Source organism: Parafrankia sp. BMG5.11 (assembly GCF_004337455.1).
Map to the genome: position 1 here is coordinate 1 of NZ_SJXI01000025.1, position 18266 is coordinate 18266.

At 73.2% G+C, this 18266-nt stretch carries 18 protein-coding genes and 1 pseudogene; 9 read left to right on the plus strand and 10 right to left on the minus strand.

Features of this window, described 5'->3' with window-relative positions; genetic code table 11:
* The first annotated feature begins 309 nt into the window (after positions 1-309).
* From E0504_RS17600 to E0504_RS17610, 3 genes are all read left to right on the plus strand, one after another.
* Positions 310-651, plus strand: a complete 342-nt coding sequence (locus E0504_RS17600) for an RNA polymerase-binding protein RbpA (RefSeq protein WP_020459671.1) — start codon at positions 310-312, stop codon at positions 649-651.
* A 29-nt stretch (positions 652-680) separates the two neighbouring features.
* Positions 681-2246, plus strand: a complete 1566-nt coding sequence (locus E0504_RS17605) for a serine/threonine-protein kinase (protein ID WP_112107433.1) — start codon at positions 681-683, stop codon at positions 2244-2246.
* A gap of 207 nt (positions 2247-2453) precedes the next feature.
* Positions 2454-2843 (plus strand): PLDc N-terminal domain-containing protein, encoded by a 390-nt coding sequence (locus E0504_RS17610; RefSeq protein WP_071065641.1) that lies wholly within the window; start codon positions 2454-2456, stop codon positions 2841-2843.
* Positions 2844-2951: 108 nt separating this feature from the next.
* Here the strand turns inward: E0504_RS17610 and pgl are convergent, their stop codons facing one another.
* The 4 genes from pgl to tal all read right to left on the minus strand — a co-directional run bounded on the left by pgl (position 2952) and on the right by tal (position 7619).
* Positions 2952-3743 (minus strand): 6-phosphogluconolactonase, encoded by a 792-nt coding sequence (gene pgl, locus E0504_RS17615; protein WP_235014237.1) that lies wholly within the window; start codon positions 3741-3743, stop codon positions 2952-2954.
* Positions 3740-4762, minus strand: a complete 1023-nt coding sequence (locus E0504_RS17620; protein WP_071065512.1) for a glucose-6-phosphate dehydrogenase assembly protein OpcA — start codon at positions 4760-4762, stop codon at positions 3740-3742. Before E0504_RS17620 ends, pgl begins: the two co-directional genes overlap by 4 nt.
* Before the next feature lie 34 nt (positions 4763-4796).
* Positions 4797-6329 carry a glucose-6-phosphate dehydrogenase gene (gene zwf / locus E0504_RS17625; protein WP_020459676.1) on the minus strand — a complete coding sequence of 511 codons (1533 nt, stop codon included), beginning with the start codon at positions 6327-6329 and terminating at the stop codon, positions 4797-4799.
* Positions 6330-6509: 180 nt separating this feature from the next.
* On the minus strand, positions 6510-7619 hold the full coding sequence (gene tal / locus E0504_RS17630) for a transaldolase (protein WP_112107435.1): 1110 nt from the start codon (positions 7617-7619) through the stop codon (positions 6510-6512).
* A gap of 855 nt (positions 7620-8474) precedes the next feature.
* Between tal and E0504_RS17635 the strand changes: the two genes are divergently transcribed.
* From E0504_RS17635 to E0504_RS17660, 6 genes and pseudogenes are all read left to right on the plus strand, one after another.
* A complete protein-coding gene (locus E0504_RS17635) occupies positions 8475-9455 on the plus strand; it encodes a heme o synthase (RefSeq protein WP_071065509.1) in 981 nt (326 codons plus the stop codon).
* A 171-nt stretch (positions 9456-9626) separates the two neighbouring features.
* On the plus strand, positions 9627-9830 hold the full coding sequence (locus tag E0504_RS54260; protein WP_368672093.1) for a MerR family DNA-binding transcriptional regulator: 204 nt from the start codon (positions 9627-9629) through the stop codon (positions 9828-9830).
* Positions 9803-10138: pseudogene (locus E0504_RS54265) on the plus strand (aldehyde reductase); the annotation flags it as partial. The gene E0504_RS54260 and the pseudogene E0504_RS54265, both read left to right, overlap by 28 nt.
* 215 nt (positions 10139-10353) lie before the next feature.
* Positions 10354-10755 carry a metalloregulator ArsR/SmtB family transcription factor gene (locus tag E0504_RS17650; RefSeq protein ID WP_071065506.1) on the plus strand — a complete coding sequence of 134 codons (402 nt, stop codon included), beginning with the start codon at positions 10354-10356 and terminating at the stop codon, positions 10753-10755.
* Complete coding sequence (locus E0504_RS17655; RefSeq protein WP_112107437.1) at positions 10755-11255, plus strand: SRPBCC domain-containing protein; 501 nt, start codon at positions 10755-10757, stop codon at positions 11253-11255. The genes E0504_RS17650 and E0504_RS17655 overlap by 1 nt, the downstream gene beginning before the upstream one ends.
* Positions 11256-11286: 31 nt before the next feature.
* Positions 11287-11922, plus strand: a complete 636-nt coding sequence (locus E0504_RS17660) for a TIGR03086 family metal-binding protein (protein WP_112107439.1) — start codon at positions 11287-11289, stop codon at positions 11920-11922.
* A 31-nt stretch (positions 11923-11953) separates the two neighbouring features.
* Here E0504_RS17660 and E0504_RS17665 read toward each other — a convergent pair whose 3' ends face one another.
* The 6 genes from E0504_RS17665 to E0504_RS17690 all read right to left on the minus strand — a co-directional run bounded on the left by E0504_RS17665 (position 11954) and on the right by E0504_RS17690 (position 18168).
* Positions 11954-12967, minus strand: coding sequence for a heme A synthase (locus E0504_RS17665; RefSeq protein WP_235014238.1), 1014 nt, complete (start codon positions 12965-12967; stop codon positions 11954-11956).
* A gap of 88 nt (positions 12968-13055) precedes the next feature.
* Positions 13056-13877 carry an ABC transporter permease gene (locus tag E0504_RS17670; RefSeq protein ID WP_112107444.1) on the minus strand — a complete coding sequence of 274 codons (822 nt, stop codon included), beginning with the start codon at positions 13875-13877 and terminating at the stop codon, positions 13056-13058.
* Positions 13874-15040, minus strand: a complete 1167-nt coding sequence (locus E0504_RS17675; protein ID WP_112107446.1) for an ABC transporter ATP-binding protein — start codon at positions 15038-15040, stop codon at positions 13874-13876. Before E0504_RS17675 ends, E0504_RS17670 begins: the two co-directional genes overlap by 4 nt.
* Positions 15041-15094: 54 nt before the next feature.
* Positions 15095-15634, minus strand: coding sequence for a transcriptional regulator (locus E0504_RS17680; protein WP_071065501.1), 540 nt, complete (start codon positions 15632-15634; stop codon positions 15095-15097).
* 194 nt (positions 15635-15828) lie between these two features.
* Positions 15829-17322, minus strand: a complete 1494-nt coding sequence (gene glpK, locus E0504_RS17685; protein ID WP_112107448.1) for a glycerol kinase GlpK — start codon at positions 17320-17322, stop codon at positions 15829-15831.
* A 69-nt stretch (positions 17323-17391) separates the two neighbouring features.
* Complete coding sequence (locus tag E0504_RS17690; protein WP_071065499.1) at positions 17392-18168, minus strand: hypothetical protein; 777 nt, start codon at positions 18166-18168, stop codon at positions 17392-17394.
* Positions 18169-18266: the final 98 nt, after the last annotated feature.

Sequence of the window (18266 nt, forward strand, 5' to 3'; positions counted from 1 at the left end):
GTCAGATCACCACGCGTCATACCACTGTGCTACCAGCCGAAACACCCACACGAAGGATGAACACCCCGATTGTGATCCAGACTCAGAACAGGCCCTAGGGGCCCCCTCACGTATTAGGAAGCCCCGGTGAGGGTGGTCGGTGCAACCCGTGGTGGACCTCCCGGCCTACACTCCGGAACAGACGTGCTCGACAAGTGCCGGGGGGTGCTGAGGACGTCTACGGTGGCGGTTCGGACGTGGGTGGTCCGGCCGCGGGGGGCCGACCGCCGAGCTACCACCCATGGGACGAGACGAAGGAGCACGCGGGCCGTGGCAGGTGGCAACGCCATCCGGGGGAGCCGGGTCGGGGCAGGGCCGATGGGGGAGGCCGAGCGGGGCGAGACCGCCCCTCGGCAGCGGATTTCCTTCTGGTGCGCCAACGAGCACGAGACGAAACCGGCCTTCGCGGCCGACGCCTCCATCCCGGACACGTGGGACTGTCCGAGCTGCGGCTTCCCGGCCGGGCGGGACCGTGAGAACACGCCCGCCCCGCCGAAGACGGAGCCGTACAAGACACACCTCGCCTACGTGCGGGAGCGTCGCAACGAGAAGGACGGCGAGGCGATCCTGGCCGAGGCGCTGGCGAAGCTGCGGGGCGCGCCGGCCAACTGACCGGCGCACCGCAGGGCACCGGGCCGGCGATGCCGCGTGACGGCGGTTCGTCCGGCCCGGGCCCGGCAGAGATGATCGGCTCCACCGGATCGATCGTCGCCGGCCGGGTCGTCGCCGGCCGCTACCGGCTGATCGAATGCGTCGGCGCCGGCTCGATGGGCACGGTGTGGCGCGCCCTCGACGTGCTGCTGCGGGCCGAGGTGGCCGTGAAGGCCATCTGGATCGGCGGCCGCGCGGGTGCTCCGGGCCCGGACGGCGCCGACCCGCAACGGCTGGCCGCGGCCGTGCGCGAGGCCCGCAACGCCGCCCAGCTGCGGGCGAACCCGCACGTGGTCTCGGTGACCGACGTCATCCAGGACGGCGGCCTGCCGTGGATCGTCATGGAGCTGGTCGCCGCCACGTCGCTGGACACAGCGGTCCGCCGCGGCGGACCGCTGCCGCCGCGCCGGGTGGCCGAGATCGGGCTCGCCGTCCTGGACGCGCTGACCGCCGGCCAGCGGGTCGGCCTCCTGCACCGTGACGTGAAGCCGTCGAACATCCTGCTCGCCGACGACGGGCGGGTGCTGCTCACCGACTTCGGCATCGCCACCAACGTCGCGGACACGACCGACGCAGGCGCGAGCGGCAGTGCGGGAACCCCCGCCTACCTCGCGCCGGAACGGATCACCCGGGGCCCGGCCTCGCTCGCGGCCGACCTGTTCTCCCTCGGCGCCACCCTCTACTTCGCCGCCGGCGGCATCCCGCCGTTCGCCCGCGAGACGGTGCCGCTCACCCTCGGCGCGGTCCTGCACGTCGATCCACCCGCGCTGACGGACACCGACGCGCTGTGGCCGGCGATCGGCGGCCTGCTGGTCAAGAACCCACAGGCGAGGCTGAGCGCGGAGGGCGCGGAGGTCCTGCTCACCCGCGTACTGCGGCTGGTCCCCGGCGAGCCGGACAATGCTGCCGCGCGACCATCGACCACGCGCCCACCGACCGAGCCGCCCGCCGCCCGGCCAGCGCGGCGGCAGACGGCCGCCCCGCCAATGGCCGGGTCCGCCCCGCGGCCAGTGCCACCAGTGCCACCAGTGCGGCCAGTGCCTGCGCCGTGGCCGGTGCCTCTCCCGGACGGCCCGCGCCGGCGCCGTCCACTGGTCGCGCTCGCCGCCGGTGTGGGGCTCGTGCTTGTCCTGGTCGCCGCCGGGCTGCTCTGGGCCGCGCGGGACGAGCGCCCACCGTCCACAGCCGGCCCACCGTCCACAGCCGGCCCGCCGCCCGCCGCCGACCTGCTGCCCGCCGGCATGGCCGGCACGTGGGTCGGATCGGTGACCCAGGGGCCGATCGAGTTCGGCGTCGAGATCGTGCTCAGGCGCGGCGGCATCGGCGAGATCGTCGGTGACAGCGACTATCCGACGGACGGCTGCGCCGCGCGGCTGCGCCTCCTGGAGGCCGGCGCTGACCGCGTCACCGTCCAGGAACGGCTGTTCCGCTCGGGCGCGCTGTGTCGTGGCGCCGAACGGCTCGTGCTGGCGTTGCGCCCCGACGGCCGGCTGGCCTACACCTTCCCCGCGACGAATATCAACTCAACGGGTACCGGCGTTCTCACCCGGCGCTGACCGGCGGGGCCGGTGCCGGCCGGTTCACCCCCGCTGGGTGAGCGTGGCGGTGCGCCGCGGCGCACCGAGTGGGTATGAGTCGGGTCTCGCCGGCAGGTCGGTCACGCCGGCGGAGTGCCCGTGAGCTCCGGCCGGCGGCCGCCGCGTCGCCCGATCCGCGGCCGCGGTGCCGCGGTCCGGTGGGCCGCGACGGTGAGAGGAGGAATGGTGGACCCCGACTTCCCGTTGCTCAGTGTCTTCCTTTACATGCTGTGGTTCTTCTGTTTCACGATGTGGCTGTTCCTGATGTTCACGGTGATCACGGACGTCTTCCGCAGCCATGATCTCTCCGGGTGGGGCAAGGCCGGCTGGACGGTGCTGATCATTGTCCTGCCGCTGATCGGTTTGCTGGCCTACCTGATCGTCAGGGGCAGCTCCATGCACGACCGCCAGGCCCGGCAGGTGGCATCCCAGGCCGACATGTGGCGCACCGAGGTCCGCGCGGCCGCCGGCCGGCCGAGCGCCGCCGACGAGCTCAGCCGGCTTGCGGACCTCCGCGACCACGGCGTCATCAGCACCAACGAGTTCGAACGGGAGAAGACGAAGATCCTGGCCTGAACGAGATCCCGGCCTGAACCGGGCACGGCCGGCTTCCCCGGTCGCCCCTGCCTCCCGCGGGGGTCGCGCCTGTCCGCGACCTCCGCGGGAGTTTCGCTCAGAGTTCGCTCAGAGCCGGGACGCGGCGGCGCGGTCCACCAGCCAGAGCGTGCGCTCCCGGCCCACCGCGCCGGAGGCCGGGAAGGCCACCGGATCCGCGCCGGGCGTCAGCGCGTTCGCCACCGCCTCGGCCTTCTCCTCCCCGGCGACGACCACCCAGACCTCACGGGCGGCCCGCAGCGCGGGGAACGTCAGTGTCACCCGGGTGGGCGGCGGTTTCGGGCAGTCCCGGACGGCGGTCACCGTCCCGGTGGCCACGGCCGCCGGCGAGTCGGGGAAGATCGACGCGACGTGCGTCTCCGGCCCGAGCCCGAGCAGCAGGACGTCGAACGCCGGAACGGCGGAACCGGCCACCGCCCGCGCCGCGAGCGTCTCCGCGTACGCCGCGGCGGCCGTCTCCGGCTCGGCGACACCGCCGCCGCCCGCTCCCGCGAGGTGGCCCATGGGGAAGACCCGCGTCGGGTCCACCGGAACGTGCGCGAGCAGCGCCTCCCGGGCCTGCTGGTCGTTGCGGTCGGGGGAGTCCGCCGGCACGAAGCGCTCGTCGCCCCACCAGACGTCCACCCGGGCCCAGTCGACCGCGTCCACCGCGGGGCTGGCCCGCACCGCGCGCAGCAGCGCCACGCCGATGCCGCCGCCGGTGAGCACGATCGAGGTCTCGCCGCGCGCCGCCTGGGCGTCCACCAGCGCGGTGATGAGCCGCGCCGCCGCCGCCCGCGCGAGCACGCCGGCGTCCGCGTGGACGACCACCGTGGGCGGTTCCGGAGCGGGCCCGCCGCCCGCGGGCACGGGCGGCGTCACGACGCCGCGGGCGGGATCGGCGTGGGTGGGATCGCCGCGAGTGCCGCCTCGGAGCGCTCCAGCGCCGGATCGCGCCAGATGTGCTCGCGGTGCAGCGGTCGGCTGTTCAGATCCGGGACGCCGCTCCAGGCCGAGAGCGCCTCGGCGTACACGCTGTCGTCGTCGAGGCGGCGCAGTTCCTCCGCGAGCAGGTCACCCAGCCCTCGTTCGGGCAGCGGCAGCACCCTGGTGGGGTAACCCGTGCGGGTGATACCGGCCGAACGGCTGTCCGTGCGGGCCAGTGAGAGCTCGCCGTCGCCCACCGCCAGGCGGACGCTCTGGATGCCCTTCTTACCCGGCGCGTCGGTGATCGTTACCGGGACCCGCAGCTTCGCCTGCAGCCAGCCGGCGAACAGGCGGGCGCTGGGGTTGCCCGGCTCGCTGACGACCGTCGCCGGCCCCACCGGCTCGGAGACCTGGTCGAACGCGGCCGCCAGCAGGGTGCGCCACCCCGAGATGCGGGTCCAGGCCAGGTCGGTGTCACCGGGGACGAAGTCCTCGGCCCGCTGCAGCAACGCGGCCAGCGGGTCGTGGGCCGCGTAGGTCCCGGTGACCCGGCGGTCGGCGAACACGCCGAGCGGGTCGTAGGCGATCTTCTCCGGGGGAGCGTCGTACCACCAGGTGACCACGGGGGCGTCCGGCGCGAGCAGCGGGAGCACGACCGACTCGGCGTGCAGCGCGAGCCGGCCCGACATCCGCATCACGACGGCCTCGCCGGGCCCCAGCCGGCCGCCGATCGACACCTCGGCGTCCAGCCGAGGGTGCGGCGAGTCGATCTGCCGGCGCACGACGATCAGCAGCCGGCACGGGTGGGCGGCGGCGGCCGCGGTGGCGGCGCTCTCCGCCTGGCTGACGTGCTGCTCGTCCACGACCACCACGAGCGTCAGCGCCAGGCCGAACGCGAGCGCGCCGGCGGCCCGCCGCTCGGCGGACAGCGCCTTGACCACCGCCGATCCGGTGGTGTCCCACAGGGTGGTCATGACAGTCTCCCTTCGGCGTGGCGCGGATAGCGGGTCATGGCCGGCGCCACCGGCGGCCGTCGCGGGCGAGCATGTCGTCGGCCGCCGCCGGGCCCCAGCTCCCGGCCCGGTACGTGTGCGGCTTCGTGCTCCGCCAGAACTCCTCGAGCGGGTCGATGATCCGCCACGACTCCTCGACCTCGGCGTTGTTCGGGAACAGCGTCGCGTCGCCGAGCAGGACGTCCAGGATCAGGCGCTCGTAGGCCTCGGGCAGCGCCTCGGTGAACGCCTCGCCGAACAGGAAGTCCATGGCGACGTCGCGCACCTCCATGGCCGAGCCGGGGACCTTCGAGCCGAAGCGCAGCGTGACGCCCTCGTCCGGCTGCACCCGGATCACCAGCTGGTTGTTGCCCAGCTCGGCGGTGTCGGTTTCGTCGAACGGCAGGTGCGGCGCCTTGGTGAAGGTGATCGCGATCTCGGTGACCCGCCGCGGCAGGCGCTTGCCCGTCCGCAGGTAGAACGGCACGCCGGCCCAGCGCCGCGTCTCGACGCCGAGCTTCACCGCGACGAAGGTCTCCGTCGTCGAGTCCGCCGGGATGTCGGCTTCCTCAAGGTAGCCGCGGACCCGCTCGCCGGCGAGCCAACCCTGCGAGTACTGCCCGCGCACGGCGAACGTGGCGTAGTCGTCGGGCAGCGACACCGCCCGCAGGACCTTCAGCTTCTCGGTGCGGATGGTGTCCGCGCCGAAACTGACCGGCTCCTCCATCGCGGTGAGCGCCAGCAGTTGCAGCAGGTGGTTCTGCAGGACGTCGCGGGCCGCGCCGGTCTCGTCGTAGAAGCCGGCCCGGGTGCCGATGCCGACGTCCTCGGCCATGGTGATCTGCACCGAGTCGACGAAGTGGGAGTTCCAGATCGGCTCGAAAAGGGTGTTGGCGAACCGCAGGGCGAAGAGGTTCTGAACCGTCTCCTTGCCCAGGTAGTGGTCGATGCGGAAGACGTCGTCGGGGGTGAAGACGTCGTCGACCAGCGAGTTCAGTTCGCGCGCGGACTCCAGGTCGTGCCCGAACGGCTTCTCGATGACGACCCGGCGCCAGCCGCCCGCGGCCTCGTTGGAGGCCAGGCCCGTCCGCTGCATCTGCTTGAGGACGACGGGAAAAGCCGTCGGCGGGATCGACAGGTAGAAGGCCGCGTTGCCCCGGATCCCGTGGCTGTGCTCCAGGTCGGTCAGCGTCGCGGCGAGGCCGTCGAACGCGGCGTCGTCGGAGAACGAGCCCTGGCAGAACCGCAGGGAGCCGGCGAGCCGCTCCCAGGTGTCCTCGCGGAACGGTGTCCGGGCGCCGCGTTCCGCCGACTCGCGGGCGAAGGCGGCGAACTCGTCGTCGCTCCAGTCCCGGCGGGCGAAGCCGACCAGGACGAAACCCGGCGGGAGCAGCCCCCGGTTCGCGAGATCGTAGACGGCCGGTATGAGCTTCTTGCGGGCCAGGTCACCGGTCGCGCCGAAAACCACCAGCGCGCTGTTGTCCGGTAGCCGCGGCAGCCTCCGGTCCCGTGGATCCCGCAGTGGGTTGCCACTAGCGGTGGACGCCACCCGTTCCCCCTTCACAGTTCGTGGTGCTCGCGATTCATGGTGACCGCGGCCCGTGTCACCGCCGGTCCGCCTCCCCGATACTCCCGCCGGCCGGCCCGGTCTGCCCAGGCGGGATGGCGCGGCCGGGCGGAGGAGGTCGGACGGACGGGTCGGGCGGACGGGGCCGGACCGGCGGAACGGTCAGGACGCGGCGGAGCCGAGCTGCTCGCGGATGGTGTCGAGGAGCTGGTTCCAGGAGTCCTCGAACTTGCGGACGCCCTCGACCTCCAGCACCTCGACGACGTCGGCCATGTCCACTCCGAGCTCGGCGAGCTCGGCCAGGACGGCGCGGGCGTCCTCGTAGTTGGGCGTGATGGTGTCGCCGGGCACGACCCCGTGGTCGGCGAACGCCTCGAGCGTCGCCTCCGGCATCGTGTTGACGGTGCCCGGGGCGATCAGCTCCGTCACGTAGAGGGTGTCCGGCAGCCCCGGGTCCTTCGTCGACGTCGACGCCCACAGCGGGCGCTGGGGCTTCCCGCCGGCGGCGGCGAGCCGCTCCCAGCGCGGCGTGCTGAAGATCTTCTCGTACAGCTCGTAGGCGAGCCGGGCGTTGGCGATCGCGGCCTTCGAACGCAGGGCCTCCGCCTTCGGGGTGCCGATCTTCGCGAGCCGGCCGTCGACCTCGCTGTCGACGCGGCTGACGAAGAAGGACGCGACGGAGGCCACGTCGGAGATGTCCCGGCCGGCGGCGAGGGCCTGCTCGAGGCCGGTCATGAACGCGTCCATGACGGCCTCGTAGCGGTCCAGCGCGAAGATCAGCGTCACGTTCACGCTGATGCCCTGCGCCAGCGTCGCGGTGATGGCCGGCAGGCCGGACTTCGTCGCCGGGATCTTGATGAACAGGTTCGGCCGGTCGACCGACCACCACAGGGCACGGGCCTCGGCGACCGTGCGCTCGGTCTCGTGCGCGAGCCGCGGGTCGACCTCGAGGGAGACCCGGCCGTCGACGCCGGAGCTGGCGTCGTAGGCGGGTCGCAGGATGTCGCAGGCGTCGCGGATGTCCGCCGCGGTGATCGCGCGGACGGCCTCGCCCACGTCGACCCCGCGAACGGCCAGGTCGCGGAGCTGCTCGTTGTACGTCTCACCGCCGCCGATGGCCTTCTGGAAGATCGTCGGGTTGCTGGTGACGCCGACGACGCTGCGGGTGCGGGCGAGCTCGGCGAGGTTGCCGGTCCGGATCCGCTCGCGGCTGATGTCGTCCAGCCACACCGCCACGCCGGCGGCTGACAGGTCGGACAGGGGCTTGCTCATCGGACGTAATCCTCTCCGCGGCCGTGTCGTCGCGCCGCAGTGGTGCGGTCGGTGCAGTGGTCCGTGGGTGGGCTTATCGTTCGGGGCGGCCCCGCCGGGCACCGGCGTCGCCGGGCCCGCTGATCGTCGGATGGGCTGATCGTCGGATGGACCGGCGCGTCGTCGCGCGGCCCACGATGGGTGCTCGTCCCCCACAATGATCGCACCCGGCCGGACGGCCCTCCGTCGCCATTGCGCGGCCAGGTGCGGCGGACGCGGGCGTCCCGGCCGAAATCGTCACTGCCCTTGCGCCGCCTTCCTTACTGCTTACGGCGACCGTGCCAGATGTCCCTGCCCTCGGCCCTACCCGCATGCGTGATCCTCACCCCAGTGTCCGTGTCCGAGTGGCACACCGGGAACGTGCCGAAGAACACTGGCTTTCCGCTGGCCTGCCGCCGTCCGCCGCGGCAGCCGACGTCGCCCGGCCGCGGCCGCCGACGTCACCAGCCCGCGGCCGCGGGCGGCGGCGACGCGCGCGGCCTGCGCACAGCAAGCCCGGCGCCCCCGGTGGACGGCGCCCACACGCGGGGTGCGGACCCCATCGGGACGCAGCCCACGCGCACTGCCCGGCTCCCGGCAGCTAGACTCCGACACGTCGTAGAACACCACCCACGCCCTCTCTCGGGCACCGTCCCGCGCGGTTCGCTGGATGACCGCGCCGATCGCGAGGTCGTTCTGTCTCCCGAGGCCGTTGTTCGCCACCGGCAGGGCTTGCCCCGCCGCCCGGTGACGTCGAGCGGTGGCCGTCCGGCCACGGCGGGACCTGCCCCGCGGGCCATTCCCGCCGCGGGCGCGGGTCAACCGCCGCGTGTTGCCGTGACCTCCGCCGCCGTCCCGGTACCCGCCGTCCCGGTACCCGCGGCGCCGGCCGCCGGGGCGGAGCCGTCCGGTGATGTCCTGGTCGTTCCCCGGGGCCGACTGGCCCGGGCGACCGACCGGGCCCGGTCCTACATAGCGCTGATGAAACTGCGGGTCGTGGAGCTGCTCCTCGTCTCCACGGTGCCGGTCATGCTCCTCGCCGAGCGCGGGATGCCGTCCTGGTGGCTGATCGCGGTGACGCTGCTCGCCGGCACCCTCTCCGCCGGCAGCGCCAACACGATCAACTGCTACGTCGACCGCGACATCGACCAGCTCATGGGCCGCACGAAACGCCGCCCGCTCGTCCGGGAGGTCGTCGAACCCGCCCAGGCGCTGCGTTTCGGCATCGCCCTCGGCATCATCTCGACCCTCATGTTCGGCCTGCTGGTCAACTGGACGTCGGCCGTGCTGTCCGTCGGGGCCATCGCCTTCTACGTCTTCGTCTACACGCTCGGCCTCAAGCGACGCTCCCCGTCGAACATCGTCATCGGCGGCGCCGCGGGCTGCTTCCCGGTGCTGATCGGCTGGTCCGCCGTGACCGGCACGGTCGGCTGGCCCGCCGTGCTGCTCTTCGCGGTCGTGTTCTTCTGGACGCCGCCGCACTTCTGGGCGCTGGCGATCCGCTTCAAGGACGACTACGCCGCCGCCGGCGTCCCGATGCTCCCCGTGGTGGCCACGCTCGAGGTCGTCACCCGCCGCATCCTGGCCTACTCCTACCTGATGGTCGCGGTCTCCCTCGCCGTCGCCCCCGTGGCCGACATCGGCCTGGTGTACCTGGTCCCGGCGGTTCTGCTCGGCGCCTGGTTCGTCGCCGAGGCCCACCGGATGGCCGCCCGCGCCAAGCGCGGCGAGGAGATCAAGCCGATGCGCCTGTTCCACATGTCCATCACCTACCTGACCCTCCTCTTCGCGGCCCTGGCCGTCGCGGCGCTGCTCTGACACCCCCCTGATCCGGTACCGCTGTTAGCTGGCTCCCGCCCGTCACCCGCATCCAGGGTGACGGGCGTCGTCGGTTCCGGAGCCGGTCGGCAGCGCTCGGCGCACGCTTGACCTGAAGCGCTTGAGGTTCGTCAGCCTGGGGTCATGACGGAGACGGACGTGCGGATGATGATGACGATTCAGGAGGTCTCGCGGCGGACGGGGTTCACCGAGCCGACGCTGCGCTACTACGAACGGGTGGGCCTGTTCGGCTTCGCTACCTGCGAGCCAAGGCCGATCTGTGGGCCGCCCGTGATCGCGGGGACCTCGACGCGGAGATGCGTGCCGTGGACGTGGTCACCGATCCCGCCGAGCCCGGCCTCAGCGCGTACGTGAAGTCGAAGACCCTCGCCGAGCGCGCCGCGTGGGACTTCGTGCGGCGCGAAGGCGGAACGCTGGAACTCGCGGTGATCAACCCGGTCGGGATCTTCGGGCCGGTGCTGGGCGCGGACTACGCCAGCTCCATCGACCTGGTACGGCGCCTGCTCGCCGGTGCCATGCCCGCCATCCCCCGCCTGTACTCCGGGGTCGTCGACGTCCGCGCCGTCGCCGAGTTGCATCTCCTGGCCATGAACAGCCCGGCCGCGGCGGGACAGCGGTTCCTCGCCGTCGCCGGTGACGAGTACAGCCTGCCCGCCATCGCCGGCGGCGCGCGGCGCGGCGATAACGGTGCCGTAGCGGCGGCTCTGCGTGGCGCGGTGTCATGGTGCGTCGATCTGTGTGCGGTGTCGGCGCCTGCACGATGCCGCCTGTTTCGGCTGCCCGCCAGGCAGGGAAAACAGGTTCTCAACTTGATGGTTGACGTCCTGGCCGCCCACGCCTACCGTCATCGTCAACCGATCGGTTGAGGGAAGGTTTTGTGGATCAGCTGTCGCGACTCTTCGCGGCGCTCACGGACCCGACACGGCGGGATCTGGTCGCCCGGCTCACGGCCGGCGACGCCACCGTCGGCGAGCTCGCCGCGCCGTACGACATGTCCGTCCAGGCGGTGTCGAAGCACCTGAAGGTGCTTGAGCAGGCGGGACTGATCACCCGGGCGGGGAGCGCCCATCGCAGTCCTGTGCACCTCGAAGCCGAGGTGCTCGACCTGATGACGGGGTGGATAGAGCGGTACCGCCGCCGAGCCGAGCAGCGCTACCGCCGCCTGGACGCGGTGCTGGCCGAGATGAACGGCAGTCCGGCGAACGAGGCGTCCACCGCCGGGAGCGGCGGGCCGGACGCGGGCACGAACGACGAACAGCCAATGAGGGGAACAGCCTGATGAGTAGCAACAGCAGCACCGCCACCGCGGGGACGACCCGCATCGAAGCCGACCCGCGGGTACCGCTGATCCGGCTCACCCGGGACTTCGCCGCCACACCGGAGCAGCTCTTCCGCGCGCACACCGACCCGGCCCTGTTCGCCCGGTGGGTCGGGCCGGACGGGTTGGACACGACGATCGAGCACTGGGACGCCACCAACGGCGGAAGCTGGCGCTATGTCGCCCGTCGGGACGGTGTCGACTTTCGCTTCCGCGGCTGCTTCCATGAGGTCCGCCCGGACCGGATCGTGCAGACCTTCGCCTTCGAGGGCGAGCCGGACAGCGTGGCGCTGGAGACGATGTGGTTCGAGGACCTCGGTGACGGCCGCACCCGGCTGCACGCCCAGTCGCTGGTCGACAGCTTCGAGAGCAGGGACGCCTGGCTACGCGGCGGCATGCAGACCGGCATCGACGAGGGCTACGCCAAACTGGCTGCCCTGGTGTCCTCCGGTGCCGTCTGATCCGGGCGCGCCGAACAGTGCGGAACCCACGATGACGACGTCCGAGGGGACGAGACCCCCATCCCCGGCAGCATCCTCCGTGGCGCTGACGGCGCTCGCCGACCGCCCGGCCGAGCGCCACCGGCGGATCGCCGGCACCTTTACCGACCGGGTTCTCGGGACCCGGGACTGGGACGCCCCCGCGCCGGTCGCCGGTTGGGTAGCCCGCGACGTGGTCGGTCACCTGTGCGAATGGTTCACCGGCTTCCTTGAGGCAGGCGGCGGGCCGGCCCTGCGGCACGGTCCACCCGTCGACGAGGACCCGGTGCGGGCGTGGCAGACACACGCCGATGCTGTCCAGCGGCTCCTCGACGACCCGACCACCGCCGCGCTGACCCTTCGCAACCCGCACATGGGCGAGCTGTCGGTCGCCACAGCCACCGACATGATCTACACGGCCGACGTATTCATGCACACCTGGGACCTGGCCAGGGCCACCGGCCAGGACGGTCGCCTCGACGCTGGCTTCTGCGGCCTGCTGCTCGGCGGCATGGAACAGATGGAGGACGTCATCCGATCCTCCGGCCAGTACGGGCCACGGGTCGCCGTCCCCGACGATTCGGACGCCCAGACCCGCCTGCTCGGCTTCATCGGCCGCGACCCGTTCTGGCGGCCCGGCGGCCGGTAGCTCGGCTGGCCCGACCGCTACGGCGGGGAGGTCAACCCGCGGCGACCTGGCGGGAGCCCGTCCAGGCGCTCTCCCTCGCCGGGGGGCGTTCGCTCATGGCCAGCCACAGCTGGACGGTGACGATCCACATGATGGTCGCGCCGGCCATGTGCAGGGCGACGAGCAGCGGCGGGATGCCGGCGAAGTACTGGGTGAAGCCGATCGCGGCCTGGGCGACGACGGTCAGCGCGAGGGCGTTCGCGCTGCGGCGGGCCTCCGCGGGGGCGGGCGTCAGCCGGACGGCGAAGATCATCGCAACGGTGAGGCCGGTGAGGATCATCGCGCCGTCGGCGTGGAGCTGGGCGACGTTGACGATGTCGAAGCCGAACCGCTTCGTGTCCTCACTGTCGCCGCTGTGCGGCCCGGTGCCGGTCACGACGGTGCCCAGGACGAGCACGCCCCCGGCCACGGTCATCAGCAGCCGGGCGAGCCAGAGGAGCTCCGGGCGGACCGCCGGCGGGGTCGGGCCGGCGGCCTGACGGGCCCGCCGGTGCAGCGCCACGGCGTTGAACAGCAGGACCATCGACAGCAGGAAGTGCGCGGCGACGGTGGCCGGGTGCAGCTTCACCAGCACCGTGATCCCGCCGAGCACCGCCTGGCCGACGAAGCCGAGCCACAGGCCGAGGGAGAGCAGCAGCAGGTCCCGCCGCGGTTCGCACAGCCGCCGGGCCGCGATCGGCAGGGCCAGCACGACCAGGCCGACGACGATGCTGACGACCCGGTTGCCGAACTCGATGGCGCCGTTGAGGGCGTATGCCGAGTGCGGGGTGAAGGAGCCGTCGCCGCACTGCGGCCAGGTGGGGCAGCCCAGCCCGGAGCCGGTCAGCCGGACGGCGCCGCCGCTCACCACGATCGCGGCGAGCAGGAGGACACTGGCCAGTGTCAGCCGGCGGAAGGCGCGCAGCCCGATCACCGGTAGCCGGCCGGTGGTGGTGTCCGGCTGGCTGGCGCCGCCGCTCTCGCGGGGCTTGCTCCGACGATCGGTAGAAGTTGGCATCGCGGTCATAGTAATCCGCCCGAGTCCGTGGCAAGGGGTGCGCGCCGCCACTACCGGGTGGCCCGGCACCGGCGCGCGGGCCGTGGTCGCCGGCCGGCTATTCCCAGCGGAACAGCCGCGCCGCGAGCCCCAGCGCGCCCACCGACCACAGTGCGAGCACGAGCAGGTTGCCCGCCCCCGGCCCGGAGCCGTCGGCCAGCACCGCGCGCAGCCCGTCCGACAGCGCGGCCGTGGGCAGGGCCTCGGCGACGACCCGCATCCAGCCGGGCAGCTCGTCCAGCGGGAACACCACGCCGCCCACCAGGAGCAGCAGCAGGTACACGCCGTTCGCGGCGGCGAGTGTCGCCTCGGCGCGCAGCGTGCCGGCCATCAGCAGGCCCAGGCCGGAGAAGGCGGCCGTCCCGAGCAGGACGAGCAGGATCACCCAGCCCGCGCTGGCGACCGAGCCGGCCGGGTCCCAGCCGAGGGCGAAGCCGACGGCGACCAGCAGGACGAGCTGGACGACCTCGACCGCGAGCACGGCCAGCGTCTTGCCCGCGAGCAGGATCGAGCGGGGGAGCGGGGACGCGCCCAGCCGCTTGAGCACCCCGTAGGAGCGCTCGAACCCGGTCGCGATGGCCTGGCCGGTGAACGCGGTGGACATCACGGCCAGCGCGAGCACCCCGGGGACGAGGAAGTCCACTGAGCTCTGCGTGGTCGTCGAGGTCGGCAGGACGTCCACGGCGGAGAAGAAGACGAGCAGGCCGATCGGGATGATCAGGGTGAGCAGGACGGATTCGCCGCGGCGCAGGGTGAGTGTGAGCTCGAGGCGGGTCTGCGCGGCCAGCATCCGGGCCCGCGGCGCCGCGCCCGGCGCCGGGCGCAGATCAAGCACGGTGCCGGGCGCGGCGCCGGCCGTGGCGGTGTCGGCCACGCTCATGACGCCAGCTCCGAGCCGGTCAGCTCCACGAACACGTCCTCCAGGGTGCGCTGTTCGACCCGCAGGTCCTCGGCGAGCACGCCGTTGCTGGCGCACCACGCGGTGACCGCGGCGAGCAGCTGGGGGTCGACGGTGCCCTGCACCAGGTAGTGGCCGGACGGCCCCTCCCGGCCGGTCGTGCCGTCGGGCAGGGCCAGCAGCAGGCGCTCGACGTCGAGGCCGACCGGCGCGCGGAAGCGCAGCTGGCCCTCGGCGCCGCCGCGGGTCAGCTCGGCCGGCGACCCGGCGGCGGCGACCCGGCCCCGGTTCACGATCACGACCTGGTCGGAGAGGCGCTCGGCCTCGTCCATCGCGTGGGTGGTGAGCACGACCGTGACCCCGGACAGCCGCAGCTCCTCGATGAGCTCCCAGGTGTCGCGGCGGCCCTGGACGTCGAGGCCCGCGGTCGGCTCGTCGAGGAAGACCAGCTCGGGCCGGCCGACGACGGCCATCGCGAGGGAGAGCCGCTGCTGCTGGCCGCCGGAGAGCCGGCGGAACGGCACGCCCGCAACCTCGGCGAGCCCGAGGCGTTCCATCAGGACGCCCGCGTCGAGCGGGTTGGCATGGTGCGCGGCGATCAGCCGCAGCATCTCGCCGGCGCGCGCGCCCGGGTACATGCCGCCAGCCTGCAACATCACACCCACCCGCGGGCGGAGCGCGGCGCCGTCGCGGATCGGGTCCAGACCGAGGACGCGGACCTCGCCGCTGTCGGCCGCCCGGAATCCCTCGCAGATCTCGATCGTGGTGGTCTTGCCGGCGCCGTTCGGCCCGAGCACGGCGGTGACGGAACCCACCGAGACGCTCAGCGACAGGCCGTCGACCGCCCGGATCTGGGCCGCGCGCTCCCCGCCGGGGAGGACCTGGCCCTCGATGGTCTGTGTGCCGCGGGTCTGTGTGCCGCGGTCGGCACGCCCGGGCGGCGGCGCGTCACCCTGTTTGGTCTCGGTGGGCGGGTGCGCCTGGCGGCGCCCGTGGGCCCGGGAAGATCTTGGTATGGTCGCGGGGCCTCCGGAGGCCTCGGGCGTTCCGGCGCGCAGGTAGCGCGGACGTGCGGTGTTCCCGCCGGCGGACCGCCGGTAGATCTTGACCAGATCGGTCACCTCGACTGCCAGGACCTCCGCCACGCCGCCGATCCTACGGACTCGGCGCGGGGTTATCCGTGCCGTTATCGCCGGGCGTTATCGGCGGGGTTGTGTCGGGCGGACCGTGGCCGCCCGGCGCCGGCCGCCGGCCGGTACCGGCTCGCCGGCCTCGACCAGCGTGCCCCAGGCACCGAGCCGTTCGTAGAGGACGGCGGGTGTCGTGCTGTACAGCCGGGACAGCGACTGGAGGTCGGAGCGGCGCAGGCGCAGCACGTCCCGAGAGCTGTCGGAGCGCAGCACCTGCACGATCGCGATCCACCGGCGCAGCGGGCCCGTCCGGGTCGGGGGCAGCTTGCGCAGGCGGCGCAGGTCGATCACCAGCGGCGGCAGGTCGTCGGTCTCTCGTCGTTCGACCGGCGGCGGCACCAGCAGGGTCGCGGGGACGTCGTACAGCTCGGCGAGCTCGACGAGACGGTGCACCCGCAGGGTCCGGCTGCCACGTTCGTAGGCACCGAGGGTTCCGGCGGTCCAGCGCCCGCCGGTGCGTTCCTGGACGTCGAGCAGGGACAGCCCGCGGCGGTTGCGGGCCGCCCGGAGGCGGCGGCCGAGTTCCAGGGCGTAGTCCGCGTCGGTCACGGTCTCCGTCCGGGGGTCAGGTGCGGCAGGAGACGCCAACCGCCCCCGCAGAACAGGTTGGCAGGTATCGCGGACGGCGGCAGGCAGTTTTCCCAATCAGCCGCGAGCCTTTGTTGTCTCTAAGTGGGCTTCAATCGTTGTCCAGATGTGGGACATGTCGGTTTCTCGTCGCGGAAACCGCGCAAACAACCAGGTCAGCCGCGATCCCAGTCCCGTGAGCGCTCGACGGCGCGCAGCCACTGCCCGTAAAGCTCGGCTCGCTGGTCTTCGCCCATGGCCGGCTGGTACCGCGCCGCGGTGCGTCGTCGGGCGTCCAGCTCGTCGCGCCCGGCGTAGACACCGGTCGCCAGCCCGGCCAGGTAGCCCGACCCCAGCGCCGTGGTCTCGATGTTCTCCGGGACGTCCACCTCGACCCCGAGGATGTCGGCCTGGAACTGCATCAGCCACGGGTTGCGCGCGGCGCCGCCGTCCGCCCGCAGCTGGGTCACCGTCACCCCGGCGCCCGCGGCCATCTCCTCGACGACGTCCCTGGTCTGGTAGGCGATGCCCTCGAGCACCGCGCGGGCCAGGTGCGCCCGGCCGGTCGCCCGGGTGAGGCCGACCAGCGTGCCGCGGGCGCGCGGATCCCAGTGCGGCGCGCCGAGCCCGGCGAGCGCGGGGACGAAGTACACCCCGTCGTTGCCGTCCAGCGAGGCGGCCAGCGCCGCGGTCTGCTCGGCGTCGGAGATGACGCCCAGCCCGTCACGCAGCCACTGCACCGCGGAGCCGGTGGAGAGAATCGCCCCCTCCAGCGCGTAGGTGAGCGACTCGCCGTCGAGCCCGAACGCGACAGTGCGCAGCAGCGACGACTGCGGTGCCGGGAGCGTCGCCCCGGTGTTGACCAGGACGAACGAGCCGGTGCCGTAGGTGTTCTTGGCCTGGCCGGGCTCGAAGCACGCCTGCGCGAACAGGGCGGCCTGCTGGTCGCCGACGACCGCGGCGATCGGCACCCGGACCCCGAGGAACACCTCCGGGTCGGTCTCGGCGTACACCCGGGAGCTCGGCACCACCTCGGCGAGCAGCTCGGCCGGGACGTCCAGCAGGTCGCACATCTCGGCCGACCAGGCGCCGTCCGCCAGGTCGAACAGCATCGTGCGGGAGGCGTTGGTGACATCGGTGATGTGCGCCCGCCCGCCGGTCAGGCCCCAGACGAGCCAGGAGTCGACGGTGCCGAACGCGACCTCGCCGGCCGCGGCCGCCCGGCGGGCCCCGTCGACGTGGTCGAGCACCCAGGCGGCCTTCGTCCCGGAGAAATAGGGGTCGAGCACCAGACCGGTGCGCTCCTGGACCCGCGGCCCATGGCCGGCCGCGGCCAGCCGTTCGCAGACATCCGCCGTGCGCCGGTCCTGCCAGACCACGGCGGGGTGCAGTGGACGTCCGGTGCGGCGTTCCCAGAGCACCGTGGTCTCGCGCTGGTTGGTGATCCCCACCGCTGCCAGGTCGGACGGGGCCCGCCCGGCGTCGGCCAGCGCGGCGGCGACGGTGTCGACGACGCCGCGCAGCAGCTCCGCCGGGTCCTGCTCCACCCAGCCCGGGCGGGGGAAGGACGTGCCGACCGCGCGGTAGCCGCGGCCGACGACCGCGGCCTCCTCGTCGAGCAGGCAGACCGTGGTCCCTGTCGTGCCCTGATCAACAGCGGCCACCAGCATCGTCGGGTCCCCCCTACGTGGGCCGCCCGCCTCCGTCAGGCCAGCAGAGCCGTCGGGCCAGCAGAGCCGTCAGGCCAGCGAGGCGAGGTCGACGGCGTTGGCCGGTGCGGCGATCGCGACCTTTGATCCGTACTCGGAGAACTCCATCTTGCCCTCGTCGCCGCCCAGCAGCTCCAGGCGCAGCGGCACGGCGTCGCCGGTGTTGGCGGCCCACAGGCGCGTCCCGACCTTGCTACCCACCTCGACGGCCGGCTTGCCGTTGATCTTCTCGGTGCTCACGTCGCCGTCCAGCGCGGACACGTACTCGCCGATCGAGAGGGCGAAGCCGTCGATGGTGAAGTAGCGGTACTGGCCCGCGGCGTCGTCGGAGAGCCGGACCCAGCGGTCGGCGAGCAGCTCGGCGGCGGCACCCTCGCCGATCGACTCGTAGTACTCCTTGCTGCCGCGGGCGTAGGTGTCGTCCGCGATCTTCACGACCTCGGTGACGATCGAGCCGGAGGTGACGGTGCCCCGGGACGACGACCCGGACATCACCAGGTCGTAGTTGGTCGTCCCGTCCGCCGACGGGTCCTGGACCGTCCCGACGACGCGCACGCTCTGCGCCGTGCGCAGCGCCTCGACCGACCTCGTGCCGATCTCGGCCGGCGAGGCGTCCTCCAGGCCGTTCGTGTCGGAGCCGCCGGTGCAGGCGGTGAGCGCCAGCACGGCGCCGGCCAGCAGCAGGGCCGCGACCCGCCGCGCCGGTCGGCGTGCGGCCGTCGGGTGCGCGGCGCCGCGTGGATCGATGGTGGTGCCCGGATCGAGGATCCCGCCGGGATGTGCGGTGCCGCCGCGAACCGTCCGCATCTCTCCGTCGCCTCCCGTGCCGCCCCGGGCCGTCTGCGGTCGCCGGGATGTCCGGTGGGGACCATGGTGAGGTCCGCGCAGGCTCCGGCCGTGCTGCC

Coding starts and splice junctions, on each gene's coding strand:
- E0504_RS17690 (WP_071065499.1), bottom strand. CDS start 18,168: ATGCGGACGGTTCGCGGCGGCACCGCACATCCCGGCGGGATCCTCGAT.
- E0504_RS17620 (WP_071065512.1), bottom strand. CDS start 4,762: ATGACCACCCTGTGGGACACCACCGGATCGGCGGTGGTCAAGGCGCTG.
- E0504_RS17605 (WP_112107433.1), top strand. CDS start 681: ATGCCGCGTGACGGCGGTTCGTCCGGCCCGGGCCCGGCAGAGATGATC.
- E0504_RS17660 (WP_112107439.1), top strand. CDS start 11,287: ATGACGACGTCCGAGGGGACGAGACCCCCATCCCCGGCAGCATCCTCC.
- glpK (WP_112107448.1), bottom strand. CDS start 17,322: ATGCTGGTGGCCGCTGTTGATCAGGGCACGACAGGGACCACGGTCTGC.
- E0504_RS17670 (WP_112107444.1), bottom strand. CDS start 13,877: ATGAGCGTGGCCGACACCGCCACGGCCGGCGCCGCGCCCGGCACCGTG.
- E0504_RS17665 (WP_235014238.1), bottom strand. CDS start 12,967: ATGACCGCGATGCCAACTTCTACCGATCGTCGGAGCAAGCCCCGCGAG.
- tal (WP_112107435.1), bottom strand. CDS start 7,619: ATGAGCAAGCCCCTGTCCGACCTGTCAGCCGCCGGCGTGGCGGTGTGG.
- E0504_RS17655 (WP_112107437.1), top strand. CDS start 10,755: ATGAGTAGCAACAGCAGCACCGCCACCGCGGGGACGACCCGCATCGAA.
- E0504_RS54260 (WP_368672093.1), top strand. CDS start 9,627: ATGACGATTCAGGAGGTCTCGCGGCGGACGGGGTTCACCGAGCCGACG.